The sequence below is a fragment of the Achromobacter sp. B7 genome (assembly GCF_003600685.1).
GTDB lineage: Bacteria > Pseudomonadota > Gammaproteobacteria > Burkholderiales > Burkholderiaceae_B > Achromobacter > Achromobacter spanius_B.
Genome location: NZ_CP032084.1, coordinates 3,276,157 through 3,289,196, shown reverse-complemented (window position 1 = coordinate 3,289,196; position 13,040 = coordinate 3,276,157). Strand labels below are relative to the sequence as shown.

9 protein-coding genes are annotated in these 13,040 nt (G+C 65.0%); 8 read left to right on the top strand and 1 reads right to left on the bottom strand.

Annotated features, from left to right (window positions below; genetic code table 11):
• The first annotated feature begins 171 nt into the window (after positions 1-171).
• Positions 172-1,113 (top strand): molecular chaperone DnaJ, encoded by a 942-nt coding sequence (locus DVB37_RS14710; RefSeq protein ID WP_120155914.1) that lies wholly within the window; start codon positions 172-174, stop codon positions 1,111-1,113.
• A 73-nt stretch (positions 1,114-1,186) separates the two neighbouring features.
• Here DVB37_RS14710 and DVB37_RS14705 read toward each other — a convergent pair whose 3' ends face one another.
• Positions 1,187-2,434: an NnrS family protein gene (locus DVB37_RS14705; RefSeq protein ID WP_120155912.1), complete on the bottom strand. Its 1,248-nt coding sequence runs from the start codon at positions 2,432-2,434 to the stop codon at positions 1,187-1,189.
• A gap of 263 nt (positions 2,435-2,697) precedes the next feature.
• Here DVB37_RS14705 and DVB37_RS14700 point away from each other — a divergent pair, with 263 nt between their 5' ends.
• The 7 genes from DVB37_RS14700 (at position 2,698) to DVB37_RS14670 (ending at position 13,017) form a co-directional block, all read left to right on the top strand.
• Entirely contained in the window at positions 2,698-3,948 is a 1,251-nt protein-coding gene (locus DVB37_RS14700) for a nitrate/nitrite transporter (protein WP_120155909.1), read from the top strand.
• Between the two features lie 8 nt (positions 3,949-3,956).
• Entirely contained in the window at positions 3,957-5,342 is a 1,386-nt protein-coding gene (locus DVB37_RS14695) for a NarK family nitrate/nitrite MFS transporter (protein WP_120155907.1), read from the top strand.
• A gap of 146 nt (positions 5,343-5,488) precedes the next feature.
• A complete protein-coding gene (locus DVB37_RS14690) occupies positions 5,489-9,250 on the top strand; it encodes a nitrate reductase subunit alpha (RefSeq protein ID WP_120155905.1) in 3,762 nt (1,253 codons plus the stop codon).
• Positions 9,247-10,815, top strand: coding sequence for a nitrate reductase subunit beta (gene narH, locus DVB37_RS14685; RefSeq protein WP_046806708.1), 1,569 nt, complete (start codon positions 9,247-9,249; stop codon positions 10,813-10,815). The genes DVB37_RS14690 and narH overlap by 4 nt, the downstream gene beginning before the upstream one ends.
• 16 nt (positions 10,816-10,831) lie before the next feature.
• Positions 10,832-11,500, top strand: a complete 669-nt coding sequence (gene narJ / locus DVB37_RS14680; protein ID WP_046806709.1) for a nitrate reductase molybdenum cofactor assembly chaperone — start codon at positions 10,832-10,834, stop codon at positions 11,498-11,500.
• Entirely contained in the window at positions 11,497-12,180 is a 684-nt protein-coding gene (gene narI / locus DVB37_RS14675; RefSeq protein ID WP_104145213.1) for a respiratory nitrate reductase subunit gamma, read from the top strand. Before narJ ends, narI begins: the two co-directional genes overlap by 4 nt.
• 24 nt (positions 12,181-12,204) lie before the next feature.
• Positions 12,205-13,017 (top strand): peptidylprolyl isomerase, encoded by an 813-nt coding sequence (locus DVB37_RS14670; RefSeq protein WP_104145322.1) that lies wholly within the window; start codon positions 12,205-12,207, stop codon positions 13,015-13,017.
• Positions 13,018-13,040 lie beyond the last annotated feature (23 nt).

Below are 13,040 nucleotides of genomic sequence, written 5' to 3'. Positions count from 1 at the left end.
GCTGACGTGGCGAAGACGTGGCGAAGAGGTTGCGGGCAGGGTGTGCCGGACAGCCGAGATTCTATATTAATAATAATGATTAGCGTTATTAACTGAAAAACCCAAGAGGGCTTTGCCCGAATCGTTTAGAGTGGCGGCTACTTTCATTACCCGGTTTGCAAGGAGCAGGTCATGGGCCAACATTCACTGGAAACCCCGCGTCAGTTATTCGAGCGGCTACAGGCACGCCTGGAAACGGAACGCGGCCGCCTGGATCAATGGCAGGCGGTCGAGGCCGAATACCAGCGCAAGTACACGGAAGGCCTGGCGCCGCTGGAAAAGAAGCTGCACGAACTGCGCATGAAGCTTGTGCTGTGCTTTGACCACGCGCACAAGAACATGGGGCTGTCCAAGGCCGAACGCGAATTCGTGTCCGAGCTGGTGACCGAGTTTTCGGCGGAATTGCTGCTGCTGGACGCCAAGGGCGAACTGCCGGCCGGTTGCGATGCCGACAAGCTCAAGACCCTTTACAAGAAGCACAGTGGCCTGGACTACGACGAGGCCGCCGCTGACGAATCCGAAGACGCCAAGGCGGAACTGATCGAGGCGCTGGAGCTGGACCCCGACACCGATCTGTCGACCTTCACGCCGACGCAACTGCTGCGCATCATCCAGGACCAGTTCGAAGACGACGAAGCCGAAGACCTGCTGGCCCTGGCCCGCGCCGCCTTGCGCAACACCACGCCGAACGCGGTGGCGTGGCAGACGATGCAGGACGAAGAAGCGGCGCGGCGCAAGCTGGGCACGCCGGATTTGACGCCGCTGGCCGATGTGCCCGACGACGGCCTGCCGCAAGCCAACGCCACCTTGCAGGCGCAGCTGGACGAAGTGCTGCATCAGGCCAGCTACGCCGAAGAAGGCTTCAAGCTGCGCTACGACCTGGACCCGTTCGCCTCGTTCGACCCCGAGACGGTGCTGGAAGAACTGGATGACGACATCGTCGACATCCAGGAGTACATCGGCGAACTGGAACACGAGGTGATGCAGTTCTCGGATCAGGCGTTGCTGAAGGCGTGGCTGAAGGCTATGCGCCGCGAAGTCGAGGCGATCGAGCGCCGGGAAGGGCGCGGCTAAACGAGACGGCTGAACCGGCCTGCTAAACGGGCCGGCGGGCAGGCCGGCGGGCAGGCGTGGCGCGCCGCCCCACTCAGACGCGCGGCCGGGCGACCGGCATCACGCGCATCATCGGCGCCGCCGGCTTGGCGGCGTCGGCGCGTGGGCGGATCATCAGCGGGAAAAAGCGCCACAGGTACAGAGCCATCGCCAGTCCCCAGGCGCTGGTGGCGGCATGCAGCAGGCCCGTGCTGGCCACGCTGGGCCACAGGGCTGCCAGCCGCAGCAGCGCCGCCACGATTACCAGCACGAAACTGGCCACCATGCAGCGATCGGTTTGCAAGGGCCGCCCCAGGTGGCCTAGTGCCGTGCGGGTCACCATGCCCACGATCAGCACCGAAAAGCCCGCCACGCCGATCACGTGCGCGGGCCACGCCAGCCGGACGACCACGCCCGCCAATTGCGCCGCGCCCACCAGCAGCCCGGCGCCCAGGCCGACATAGCCGGCATACAAGATCCACAGCAGCGGCACGCGCCGCACGGCCCACGGCTTCCACGACACCCATTGCCATAGCGCGATCAAGCCCGTGGCCGTCAAGGCCGCCGCGGCCAGACGCGGCTGCCCGGCAAGCAAACCAGCAATGGCCGCCACGCCCGTGCCCAATTGCCAATGACCGCTGCGGGTCTGGGCGGGTATGTCCAGGCCCGTCACGGCACGCTTGGCAAAGAACGGAATCACGCGACGCGCAATCAGCAGCGTCAGCACGGCCATGCAAAGCAGGCCGGCATTGAAGTAGCGCATCACCGCCAGATAGTCGCCTTGCGCGGCGGCCCATAAATACAGCGCGTTGGTGGCGGCCAAGCCCAGCATCAAGACCGGCACGCCCGCGTTGCGCTGGTTGCGCGTGACCCAGACGGCGCGGCCCAGGGCGGCGGCGCCCCACACGAAAAACCCCAGGTCCGCCACGACGGCGACCACGTACGCGGGCCTGCCCGGCGTCAGGTAGCCCACGCGCGCCACCACCCATAACAGGCACAAGAGCGCCAGCGCGTTGCCGCGCAAGGGGTTCTTGCCCGTCCAGTTGGCGCCGGCCGTCAGCAGAAAGCCCACGGCAATCGTGGCGACGAACCCCCACAGCATTTCGTGCGCATGCCAGAACACGCCGGCCATCAGCCCGGTGATGCGGCCCGGCGCATGCACCCACAACCACACCGATACCAACGCCCACAGGCAGCCGGCCAGATACAGCGGCCGGAACCCCATTTCGGTAAAGGCGCGCCATTGCGGGCGAGGGCGGTGTGGCGTCGCGGCGGGTTCATCGATGGTCAGCAACGGGGGCATGGCGGTCTGCGCTTTTTTTGAAGGTGTATTGGTTAAGGTGTATTCGCAATACATATTAAGCCTGGGCCTGCGCCGGGCATAGGCCAACGCTTGATCCAGCGCAAACGCGGGCACGGAAACCGGGTGACTAGGCACATCGGCGTGGCCCGAATGGTCGGCCGGCGAATGGTCGCCGGCGCGGCGCGTGCCTAGGCTAGCGCCATGTCTTCGTGAGTAAAGCGAGAGTAACCATGACAGCAGCAACATCCCCGTCCGGCAGGCCGATGCGGGTCCTGATTTCAAGCACGTTCGCCTTCACCATCTGCTTTGCGGTATGGATGATCTTCGCGGTGCTGGGCATACCCATCAAGGCGCAACTGGGCTTGTCCGAAACGCAATTCGGCCTGTTGGCCGCCATGCCGGTATTGACCGGTTCGCTGGTGCGCGTGCCGCTGGGCATCTGGACCGACCGCTACGGCGGCCGGCCCGTGTTCTTCATCCTGATGCTGTTGGCGGTGGTGCCGATCTGGCTGCTGTCCTACGCCACCGAGTATTGGCAGTTCCTGGTGCTGGCCTTGTTCGTGGGCCTGACGGGCGGCTCGTTCTCGGTCGGCACGCCGTATGTGGCGCGCTGGTTTCCGCGCAACAAGCAGGGCCTGGCCATGGGCGTGTTCGGCGCGGGCAACTCCGGGTCGGCCATCACCAAGTTCGTGGCGCCCGCGTTGATCGCGGCGGCCGGCGGCGCCTGGGTCATCGTGCCCCAGGTGTACGCGGTGGCGCTGCTGGTCACGGCGGTGCTGTTCTGGATGTTCTCGGCATCGGACCCGTCGCACCGGGTGACCCAGCGCGCCACGCTGTCGGCACAATTTGCCATGCTGCGCGACCCGCGCGTCTGGCGCTACTGCCAGTACTACTCGGTGGTGTTCGGCGGCTATGTGGCGTTGGCGCTGTGGATGACCAAGTACTACATCGGCGAATACGGCTTCGACATGAAGCTGGCCGCGCTGCTGGCCGCCTGCTTCTCGTTGCCCGGCGGCGTCTTGCGCGCCATGGGCGGGTGGATCTCGGACCGCTACGGCGCCTACAAGACCACGTGGTGGGTGATGTGGGTGTGCTGGGTGGCGTTCTTCCTGCTGAGCTACCCGCAAACCCAGTTCACCGTGATGACCACTGGCGGCCCCCGGCAGTTCGGCATTGCGTTGGGCCCGGTCACCTTCACTGTGCTGCTGTTCGTGGTCGGCATCGCCATGGCCATCGGCAAGGCGTCGGTCTTCAAGTTCATCTCGGACGAGTTCGGCGAAAACATCGGCGCGGTGTCCGGCATCGTCGGCCTGGCGGGCGGCATGGGCGGCTTCGTGTTGCCCATCCTGTTCGGCGTGCTGCTGGACCTGACCGGCGTACGGTCCAGCGCCTTCATGCTGCTGTACGGCACCGTCTGCGTGTCGCTGATCTTCATGCACTTCAGCTTCCGCCCTGAAAGCGCGGCGCTGGGGCGGGCGTCGCTTACGACCCCGCAACCCATTTCCTCCAAATAGAGGCTCCTATGTCCACACAAGTCCTGACGCGTTGGGAGCCGGAGAACCCCGGCTTCTGGAAGCAGACCGGCGCCCGCGTCGCCAACCGCAATCTTTGGATCTCGATTCCCGCGCTGATGCTGGCGTTCAGCATCTGGATGCTGTGGAGCGTGGTCGTCGTCAACCTGGACCGCGCCGGTTTCATGCTGTCCAAGAACCAGCTGTTCTGGCTGACGGCGCTGCCCGCGCTGTCAGGCGCCACCTTGCGCATCTTCTATTCGTTCCTGGTGCCCGTGTTCGGCGGACGCAAGTGGACGGCGATCTCGACGGCGTCCTTGCTGGTGCCCGCGTTGGGCATGGGTTTTGCGCTGCGCGACCCCACCACGTCGTTCCCAACGCTGCTGATCCTGGCGCTGCTGTGCGGGCTGGGCGGCGGCAACTTCAGTTCCAGCATGGCCAACATCAGCTTTTTTTTCCCGAAGGAAAAGAAGGGCCTGGCGACGGGGCTTAACGCCGGCATCGGGAACCTGGGCGTGTCGCTGGCGCAGTTTGCCGTGCCCGTGGTGATTTCGGTGGGCGTCTTCGGCGTGGCCGGCGGCGCGCCGCAGGACATCACGGTCAATGGCGCGGCGCAGAACCTGTGGCTGCAAAACGCCGGTTTCATCTGGGTGGTACCGATCGCCATTGCGGCCATCGCGGCGTGGTTCGGCATGAACGACATCGCCGACGCGCGTGCGTCGTTCGCGGACCAGGCGGTGATCTTCAAGCGCAAGCACAACTGGTTGATGTGCTGGCTGTACGTGGGCACGTTCGGCTCCTTCATCGGGTTTTCGGCGGGCTTCGCCATGCTGACCAAGACGCTGTTCCCCGACGTCAACCCCATGGCGTACGCGTTCCTGGGGCCGCTGGTGGGCTCGTTGACGCGGCCCGTGGGCGGCTGGGTGTCGGACAAGCTGGGCGGCGCGCGCGTCACGCTGGTCACCTTCGCCGGAATGATTGCGGCGGTGCTGGGCGTGATGCTGTTCCTGCCCGGGGCCGGCCAGGGCGGCAACTTCAACGGTTTCCTCGCGATGTTCATTGTGCTGTTCGCGCTGACGGGCGTGGGCAACGGCTCGACGTTTCGGATGATTCCGGTGATCTTCCTGCGCGAGCGCACCCAGGCGGCCGCGGGCAAAGGCCCCGACGCGCACAAGCGTGCGCTAGGCGAAGCGGCCAAGGAATCGGCGGCGGTGCTGGGCTTTTCCGGGGCCATCGGCGCCTACGGCGGCTTTTTCATTCCGCGCAGTTTCGGCACGTCGCTGGAAATGACGGGCAGCGTGCAGGCGGCTCTGTTTTGCTTCATCGGTTTTTACGCCACGTGCATGGTGATTACGTGGTGGTTCTATGCGCGCAGGAACGCGCCGGTGCCTTGCTGAACAAAGCGCGCGGCGGGTGACTAGTCACTTTGCCGCGCCCGGCCTGGCCCTCAGGCGAATGGTCGGGGAACGGACCCCGACCTACAGTGAAACCAGCGCAACGATTGCAGTACGCGCCGCCGACGCGGCGCTCTTGGAGAAACACAATGAGTCACTTCCTGGACCGGTTGAAGTTCATGTCCCGGGTCAAATCCACCTTTGCCGATGGCCACGGCGAAACGGTCAATGAAGACCGCAATTGGGAAAACGCCTACCGCGCCCGTTGGCAGCACGACAAGGTGGTGCGGTCTACCCACGGCGTGAACTGCACGGGCTCGTGCTCGTGGAAGGTGTACGTCAAGAACGGCCTGATCACCTGGGAAACGCAGCAGACCGACTACCCGCGCACGCGGCCCGACCTGCCCAACCACGAACCGCGCGGCTGTCCGCGTGGCGCCTCGTACAGCTGGTACGTGTATTCGGCACAGCGTGTGAAGTACCCGATGATCCGCGGCCGCCTGATGCAGATGTGGCGCGAAGCCCGCAAGACGATGGACCCCATTGCCGCCTGGGAATGGATCAGCCAGGACCCCGTCCGCGCCAAGCGCTACAAGTCAGTCCGCGGCCTGGGCGGCTTTGTTCGCGCCGATTGGGACACCGCCACCGAAATCATTGCCGCCGCCAATGCGCTGACCATCAAGAAATTCGGCCCCGACCGCGTGATCGGCTTTTCGCCGATTCCCGCCATGTCCATGGTCAGCTACGCCGCCGGCGCGCGTTACCTCAGCCTGCTGGGCGGCGCGTGCCTGAGCTTCTACGACTGGTATTGCGACCTGCCGCCGGCCAGCCCGCAGATCTGGGGCGAGCAGACCGACGTGCCGGAATCGGCGGATTGGTACAACTCCACCTACCTGATGGTGTGGGGATCGAACGTGCCGCAGACCCGCACGCCCGATGCGCACTTCTACACCGAGGTCCGCTACAAGGGCACCAAGACGGTGGCCGTGTCCAGCGACTTTGGTGAAATGGTCAAGTTCGGCGACATCTGGCTGGCGCCCAAGCAAGGTACCGATGCCGCGCTGGCGATGGCGATGGGCCACGTCATCTTGAAAGAATTCCACCTGTCGGCCAACCCGTCGCCGTACTTCCGCGACTACGTGCGCCGCTACACCGACATGCCCATGCTGGTGTTGCTCAAGCCGCGCGATGGCTTCTACGCACCCGACCACTTCCTGCGCGCCTCGCACCTTGACGGCGCGCTGGGCGAACAGAACAACCCCGACTGGAAGACGCTGGTGCTGGACGCGCACAGCGGCGCCCTGGTGGCGCCCAACGGCAGCATCGGCTTTCGCTGGGGCGAGGGCGCGGTCAACGATGGTGAAAAGGTTGGCCGCTGGAATTTGGAATCGCGCAATGGCGGCAATGGCCAGGCCATCGAACCCGCCCTGAGCCTGCTGGGCCAGGGCGCGGAAACGGTGGGCGTGGGCTTCCCGTACTTTGGCGGCGAGCACGACGACGTGCTGGTGCGCAACCTGCCGGCCCGCCGCATCCGCCTGGCCGATGGCACGGACGCGCTGGTCGCCACGGTGTACGACCTGCAAATGGCCAACTACGGCCTGGACCGTGGCCTGGGCGGCGCCAACGTCGCCACGTCCTACGACGATGACGTGGCCTACACGCCCGCCTGGCAGGAAAAGCATACCGGCGTGCCGCGCGCGCAGGTGATCCAGGTGGCGCGCGAATTCGCGCAGAACGCGCACGACACCGAAGGCAAGTCGATGGTGATCGTGGGCGCGGGCCTGAACCACTGGTACCACATGGACATGATCTACCGCGGCATCATCAACATGCTGATGATGTGCGGTTGCGTGGGCAAGAGCGGCGGTGGCTGGGCGCATTACGTGGGCCAGGAAAAGCTGCGCCCGCAGTTCGGCTGGGCCCCGCTGGCCTTTGCGTCGGATTGGGTGCGTCCGCCGCGCCAGATGAACGGCACGTCGTTCTTCTACGCCCACACCAGCCAGTGGCGCCATGAAAAGTTGAACGTGCAGGAAGTGCTTGGCCCCACCGCCGACCGCGCCAAGTACGGCGACCTGTCGATGATCGACCTGAACGCGCGCGCCGAACGCATGGGCTGGCTGCCGTCGGCCCCGCAACTGCGCACCAATCCGCTGGACCTGGTGGCCCAGGCCGACGCCGCCGGCAAGGATCCTGTGGCGCACGCCGTGGAACAACTGAAGTCCGGCGCGCTGCGCATGTCTTGCGAAGACCCGGACGACCCGGCCAACTTTCCGCGCAACATGTTCGTATGGCGCTCCAACATCCTGGGTTCCAGCGGCAAGGGCCACGAGTACTTTCTGAAGTACCTGCTGGGCACGCAAAACGCCGTGTTCGGCGACGAAGCCGCCGCCATCAAGCCCACCGAAGTGACTTATCAGGAAGACGCCGCCGAGGGCAAGCTGGACTTGCTGACGGTGCTGGACTTCCGCATGAGCACTACCTGCCTGTACGGCGACATCGTGCTGCCCACGGCCACCTGGTACGAAAAGGACGACTTGAACACGTCCGACATGCACCCCTTCATCCACCCCTTGAGCGAAGCCGTGCAGCCGCTGTGGGAAAGCAAGACCGACTGGGAAATCTACAAGCTGCTGGCCAGGAAGTTCAGCGAGATCGGCGGCCCCTACCTGGGCAAGCGCCGCGACCTGGTACTGACCCCGCTGATGCACGACACGCCGGGAGAGCTGGGCCAGGCGTTCGAACCGCGCGACTGGAAGCTGGGCGAATGCGATCTGGTGCCGGGCAAGACCGCGCCGTCGATGACGGTGGTTGAGCGCGACTACAACGACGTCTATCGCAAGTTCACGTCGGTGGGCCCCTTGCTGGACAAGCTGGGCAACGGCGGCAAGGGCATCAACTGGAACACCGAGCACGAAGTGCACGAGCTGGCCGGCATCAACGCCAGCGTGGGCGAGGCCGGCGTCAGCCAGGGCCGCCCGCGCCTGGACACCGCCATCGACGCGGCGGAAATGATCCTGACCTTTGCGCCCGAAACCAACGGCCATGTGTCGGTCAAGGCATGGGAAGCGCTGGGCAAGATCACCGGGCGCGACCACACCCACCTGGCCGTGGGCCGCGAGCACGACAAGATCCGTTTCCGGGACATCCAGGCGCAACCGCGCAAGATCATTTCGGCGCCGACGTGGTCGGGGCTGGAAAGCGAAGAGGTCAGCTACAACGCGGGCTACACCAACGTGCACGAACTGATCCCGTGGCGCACGCTGACCGGCCGCCAGCAGTTCTACCAGGACCACCGCTGGATGCTGGATTTTGGCGAGGGTTCGTGCGTGTACAAGCCCGCCATCGACACCAAGACGGTGGCGCCCATGCTGGGCAAGTATCCCAACGGCGAAAAGGAACTGGTACTGAACTGGCTGACGCCGCACCAGAAATGGGGCATCCACAGCACCTATTCCGACAACCTGCGCATGTTGACCTTAAGCCGTGGCGGCCCCCACGTGTGGGTGTCGGAAACCGAGGCCAAACAGGCCGGCCTGGTGGACAACGACTGGGTTGAAGTCTTCAACGTGAACGGCACCTTGACCGCGCGCGTCGTGGTCAGCCAGCGCGTGCCGGTGGGCATGTGCCTGATGTACCACGCGCAGGAAAAGATCGTGAACGTGCCGGGCGCGGAAACCAGCGGCAAGCGCGGCGGCATCCATAACTCGGTTACGCGCACGGTGCTCAAGCCCACGCACATGATCGGTGGTTACGCGCAGCAGGCCTACGGCTTTAACTACTACGGCACCGTGGGCGCCAACCGCGACGAATTCGTGGTGCTGCGCAAGATGAAGAAGGTGGACTGGCTGGAAGGCCCGCTGGTCGAGGACCCGGCTGAACAAGCCACGCAACAAGAAGAGAAGCAATCATGAGGATACGCGCCCAAATCGGCATGGTGCTGAACCTGGACAAGTGCATCGGCTGCCACACGTGTTCGGTCACCTGCAAGAACGTCTGGACCAGCCGCGACGGCGTCGAATACGCCTGGTTCAACAACGTGGAAACCAAGCCCGGCATCGGCTACCCAAAGGAATGGGAAAACCAGGACAAGTGGAAGGGCGGCTGGAAGCGCACCGCCGCCGGCAAGCTGGAACCGCGCCAGGGCGGCAAGCTGCGCATCCTGGCCAACCTGTTCGCCAACCCGAACCTGCCGGCCATTGACGACTACTACGAACCCTTCACCTTCGATTACGAACACCTGCAGAACGCGCCGCTGTCGCAAACGCCGCCCACCGCGCGCCCCGTGTCGGTGCTGACCGGCAAGAAGATGGACAAGATCCATTGGGGCCCGAACTGGGAAGACGACCTGGGCGGTGAATTCAGCGCACGCAGCCGCGACGCGTTGTTCGAAGGCGTGCAGAAAGAGATGTACTCGACGTTCGAGAACACGTTCATGATGTACCTGCCGCGCCTGTGCGAGCACTGCCTGAACCCCGCCTGCGTGGCCAGCTGCCCGTCGGGCTCGATCTACAAGCGCGAAGACGACGGCATCGTGCTGGTGGATCAGGACAAATGCCGCGGCTGGCGCATGTGCATCTCGGGCTGCCCGTACAAGAAGATCTACTACAACTGGAGCAGCGGCAAGGCCGAGAAGTGCACGTTCTGCTATCCGCGCATTGAAGCCGGCCAGCCCACCGTGTGCTCGGAAACCTGCGTGGGCCGCATCCGTTACCTGGGCGTCATGCTGTATGACGCCGACCAGATCGAACGCGCGGCCGCCACCGCCAACGAACAGGACCTTTATGAATCGCAGCTGGACCTGTTCCTGGACCCGCATTCCCCGGCGGTGATCGCCGCCGCGCGCGAACAGGGCATACCCGAATCGTGGCTGGAAGCGGCCCGGCAGTCGCCCGTCTACAAGATGGCCGTGCAATGGCGCGTGGCGTTTCCGCTGCATCCGGAATACCGCACCTTGCCGATGGTCTGGTACATCCCGCCGCTGTCCCCCATCCAGACGGCGGCCGAAGCCGGCCAGATGCCGCAGCGCACCGTGGGCAAGAGCGCGATGATTCCGGACGTGTCCAGCCTGCGCATTCCCGTGCGCTACCTGGCCAACCTGCTCACGGCCGGCAAGGAAGCGCCTGTGTTGCAGGCGCTGGAACGCATGCTGGCGATGCGCGCCTACAAGCGCTCGGAAACCGTGCACGGCGAACGCGACACGGCGCTGCTGGAACAGGTGGGGCTGTCCGAGGAAACGGTGCAGGACATGTACCAGATCATGGCGATTGCCAACTACGAAGACCGCTTCGTCGTACCCAGCAGCCACAAGGAAATCGTGGAAGACAGCTTCAACGAAAAAGGCAGCTGCGGCTTTACCTTCGGCAACGGCTGCTCGGGCGGCGTGTCCGAAGGCACTTTGTTCGGCCGCAAGCCGCAGGGCAGCGAAATCTTCATCGAGATGCCCAAATCCCGCAAGAAGGCCGCCCAGGCGCGCTAGGACAGGAGAGAACACCATGACGCACTACCGCTTGCTTTCCGCCTTGCTCAGCTACCCCGAGCCCGATCTGCTGGACGCGCTGGGCGAGGTCGAGGCCGCGTTGGCCGACGACCCGGACGCCGAAGAAGCCTTGCAACCGCTGGTCGCCTATCTGGCAACCAATGACCTGATCACCGTGCAGGAAAACTACGTTGCCACCTTCGACCGCAACCGCTCGCATTCGCTGCACCTGTTCGAACACGTACATGGCGAAAGCCGTGACCGGGGTCAGGCCATGGTCGACCTGCTGGATACGTACCGGCAGCACGGCTTTGAGCCGGTCGTGTCCGAGCTGCCCGACCACGTGCCGCTGTTCCTGGAATTTCTGGGCGTGATCGACCCGGCCGACGCGCAAGACCTGTTGGACGAGGCCATCCACGTGCTGGCCGCCATCGGTGCGCGACTGGCGCGCGGCGACAGCCCGTACGCGGGAATCTTCCAGGTGCTGCGCGCGGCGGCCCGGGTGGTGCCGCGCGAGCAGACCGACGCGCCCGTGCGCGACATGGACGAAGCCATGGACACGTTCGGCGTCAGCGCGGACGGCGTGGAACCGCTGCTGCGGCCGTTCGCGGGCGATGCCGCGCAAGCCGTGCGCTTCTATCCCCGCGCCAACCCCCCCATTCGTGCTCAGGACGACGCATCATGAATTCCCTGAATCAATTCCTTTTCGGTATTTATCCCTACATTGCGCTGACCGTCTTCCTGCTGGGCAGCCTGGCCCGTTTCGAGCGCGAGCAATACACCTGGAAGACCGACAGCTCGCAGCTGCTGCATCGCGGCCAGCTTCGGCTGGGCAATATCCTTTTCCACGTCGGCATCCTGGGCTTGTTCTTCGGCCATCTGGCCGGCCTGCTGACGCCGGTGGTGGTGTGGGACACGCTGGGCGTAAGCCACACCCTCAAGCAGACGGTGGCCATGGTGGCGGGCGGCGTGATGGGCGGGCTGTGCCTGATCGGCCTGTTGATCCTGATCCATCGCCGCCTGACCGATCCCCGCATCGCGCGCACGACGCGCCCGGGCGACAAGCTGCTGCTGCTTTGGATACTGGTGACCTTGCTGCTGGGGCTGTCGACCATCGTGCTGTCCGCCGGCCACATGGACGGCGACATGATGGTGCGGCTGATGACGTGGGCGCAGCACATCGTGACGTTCCAGGGCGACGCCGCCAGCCATATCGCTGGTGTGCCGCTGCTGTTCAAGGCGCATCTATTCATGGGGCTGACGCTGTTCGTGATTTTTCCGTTCACCCGCTTGGTCCACGTCTGGAGCGGCTTTGCCTCGCTGGGCTATCTGGGCCGCGCCTGGCAACTGGTGCGCCCACGTTGAAACCGTTTGAACCAGGAGCCCAACATGCCTGTCATCGTCAACGGCGTCGAACTGAGCGACGCCGATCTGGAACGTGAACTGCCTTTGCACGCCGACGCCGGCAACCCGATGCGCCACGCCATCACGGCGCTGGTCTTGCGGCGGGTGTTGCTGGACGAGGCGCTGCGCCTGGGCGTGGGCAGCGTCGGCAACGAGGACGCCGACAACAACGGCGCCAACGACAGCGCCATCGGTGACAACGAAGACGCCATCATCACCGCCTTGCTGGCCCGCCAGGCCGCCGCGCCGTTGGCGGACGACGCCGCCTGCCGGCGCTTCTATCATGCCCATCCGCAGCGCTTCATGGTGGGCGAGCTGGTCGAAGCCGACCACATCCTTTTCCAGGTGACGCCCGACGTCAACCTGGACATGCTGCGCGCCCATGCCAACGTGGTACTGCAAGATTTGCTGGCCGATCCGTCAAGCTTTGCCCAGGTGGCGCGCGAGCAGTCCAACTGCCCGTCGGCCGCCGTGGGCGGCAGCCTGGGCCAATTGGGCCGGGGCGATACCGTGCCCGAGTTTGAACGCGCGGTGTTCGCGCTGCCGTCCGGCGGGCTGTTGCCGCAGCTGCTGCAAACGCGGCACGGGCTGCACATCGTGCGGGTAACGCGCCGCATCGAAGGGCGCATGCTGCCCTACGAACACGTCGCGCAGCAGATCGCGGCGTCGCTGTCGGCCATGAGCCAGGACACCGCCTGGCGGCAATACACCAAGCTGCTGGTGGATCAGGCGGACGTGCAGGGCATAGACCTGCAAGGCAGCGAGGCGGATCGCGTGGTCGGCGGGAGGGCCGCTTGATGGACGACCCTGCGGTAATGGAC

What these genes read in the sequence shown, in the direction of transcription:
- narI (WP_104145213.1), top strand. Translation starts at nt 11,497, where the DNA reads ATGAATTCCCTGAATCAATTCCTTTTCGGTATTTATCCCTACATTGCG.
- DVB37_RS14690 (WP_120155905.1), top strand. Translation starts at nt 5,489, where the DNA reads ATGAGTCACTTCCTGGACCGGTTGAAGTTCATGTCCCGGGTCAAATCC.
- DVB37_RS14695 (WP_120155907.1), top strand. Translation starts at nt 3,957, where the DNA reads ATGTCCACACAAGTCCTGACGCGTTGGGAGCCGGAGAACCCCGGCTTC.
- DVB37_RS14670 (WP_104145322.1), top strand. Translation starts at nt 12,205, where the DNA reads ATGCCTGTCATCGTCAACGGCGTCGAACTGAGCGACGCCGATCTGGAA.
- narH (WP_046806708.1), top strand. Translation starts at nt 9,247, where the DNA reads ATGAGGATACGCGCCCAAATCGGCATGGTGCTGAACCTGGACAAGTGC.
- DVB37_RS14710 (WP_120155914.1), top strand. Translation starts at nt 172, where the DNA reads ATGGGCCAACATTCACTGGAAACCCCGCGTCAGTTATTCGAGCGGCTA.
- DVB37_RS14700 (WP_120155909.1), top strand. Translation starts at nt 2,698, where the DNA reads ATGCGGGTCCTGATTTCAAGCACGTTCGCCTTCACCATCTGCTTTGCG.
- DVB37_RS14705 (WP_120155912.1), bottom strand. Translation starts at nt 2,434, where the DNA reads ATGCCCCCGTTGCTGACCATCGATGAACCCGCCGCGACGCCACACCGC.
- narJ (WP_046806709.1), top strand. Translation starts at nt 10,832, where the DNA reads ATGACGCACTACCGCTTGCTTTCCGCCTTGCTCAGCTACCCCGAGCCC.